Source organism: Psychrobacter sp. 1U2, from assembly GCF_051847575.1.
On sequence record NZ_JBPYDC010000155.1, the window covers coordinates 1 to 1,585 of the forward strand.

Genomic DNA, 1,585 nt, shown 5'->3' on the forward strand with positions numbered 1-1,585 from the left:
AACAGCGTTATATAACCTATTGCCACGTGCTTTTATGCTCAGCCGTGAACCGTTTAAAAGCACCTTGACCAAGCAAACCCAATGGTCAAGTATCAATGACTACTACGAGCATCTGCGCAAACAACGTGCCTACAGACGTATCAATGATGAGCATTTACTAGTGTTCGCTGAGCAAAGCCTCGTTGCCAATACTGACGGCAGCTACTCTTTAATCTTCGATCCAGAACAAGAACTTGCCAACTATTTTGGTACGCCGCATATTGATAGTGCCCTTAAAAAACTGCGTTGTCCTTATACACTGGTCACAGGCAAGCCGACTCTATTTATCAATCATAAAGTCCGTAAGCAATGGCAGAAATTTGTACCTGATGACAGCTTGATATCGCTGTCTGATTATGGGCATTTGTTACCGATGGAAGCGCCTGAACTATGTGCGCAGATCATAAATGAGCATTATAAAGGCGAAAGATAAACCAAACGATGACTGATCTTTTTGCGCCCATGCCTACTGATAACCTATTGCCTTATGATGGCAAAGTAAACGATTTAGGGGTTATTATTGATAATCCCAATAACCTCTACGACATTCTCTTAGCTGAGCTTCCTTGGCATTCGGACGTCGTGACTTTGTTTGGTAAAACTCATGTCACTGCGCGTCAGATTGTTTGGATGGGTAATAACAATACCAGCTATCACTATTCAGGACATACGCGCCAAAGTGTACCATGGTCAAATTCCGTGTTTCATGTGAAACACTGCATCGAAAAACAGCTGGCAAAGACAGGAATTGAAGCTGATTTCAATTCCTGCTTGCTTAACTATTACCCATCAGGTGCTGAGGGTATGGGCTATCATGCAGACGATGAAAAAGAGCTGGGTGTGCAGCCAGTTATCGCGTCTTTATCACTGGGTGCCACGCGCAAATTTGTCTTAAAGCATAAAAAAACTCACGATAAAGTCGAGCTTTATCTTGAGTCAGGCCAGCTTATCGTAATGCATGGTGATACCCAAACGTTCTGGAAACACAGTATCACCAAAACAACTAAGGCAAATGAAGGTCGTATTAGTTTGACCTTTCGACGTATGCTGACCGCTTGATGGTTCTAAACTCTATATCTCTTTACGGTTTAAAAAACGTTCGCGATAGCACTGATAAGCAGCTTCACATACGTTTGATGTGTAGCTGGCGTTAACCCCACCTGCTACCATAGCCCCTACTGCTGGAATGACTTGCGCAGCCTTGGTCTTGACCATATTAGTCGCCACCTTAGTTGCCGTTTGCCGCAAGACTCGTGAAGCTACTTTTTCGTTAACTTTATTAAAGGCCAGAACTTCTGGGTCTTTTACCGTGCTAAAAGTATCATCAAGCGCCGCTTTGCGCTCCTCAGCAGAAGCAGAGGTGGCTACCGCCAATAATGACATAGCAAATAACTGCTCATTTTTGTCACTCATGTCAAAACCGTAGTAAGTCGCATATTCACCAATAGCACGCAGATTAGCGATGATAAGACCTATTATATCTGCAGGAATACCTGCCCAACCTGTTATGCCTGTTGCTACTCCCTGAGCACTAGTTAGCGCCACA

At 43.8% G+C, this 1,585-nt stretch carries 3 protein-coding genes; 2 read left to right on the forward strand and 1 reads right to left on the reverse strand.

Annotated elements, in window-relative coordinates; translation table 11 throughout:
* Together ACS8FD_RS14035 and ACS8FD_RS14040 are read left to right on the forward strand one after the other, a co-directional pair.
* Positions 1–472 (forward strand): alpha/beta fold hydrolase (locus ACS8FD_RS14035; RefSeq protein WP_439276324.1); only part of this gene is annotated, 472 nt, incomplete at its 5' end.
* Between the two features lie 8 nt (positions 473–480).
* Positions 481–1,098: an alpha-ketoglutarate-dependent dioxygenase AlkB family protein gene (locus ACS8FD_RS14040; RefSeq protein ID WP_439262477.1), complete on the forward strand. Its 618-nt coding sequence runs from the start codon at positions 481–483 to the stop codon at positions 1,096–1,098.
* A gap of 12 nt (positions 1,099–1,110) precedes the next feature.
* Here ACS8FD_RS14040 and ACS8FD_RS14045 read toward each other — a convergent pair.
* Positions 1,111–1,585: EcsC family protein (locus tag ACS8FD_RS14045; RefSeq protein ID WP_439276325.1), on the reverse strand; the 475-nt coding region annotated here is incomplete at its 5' end.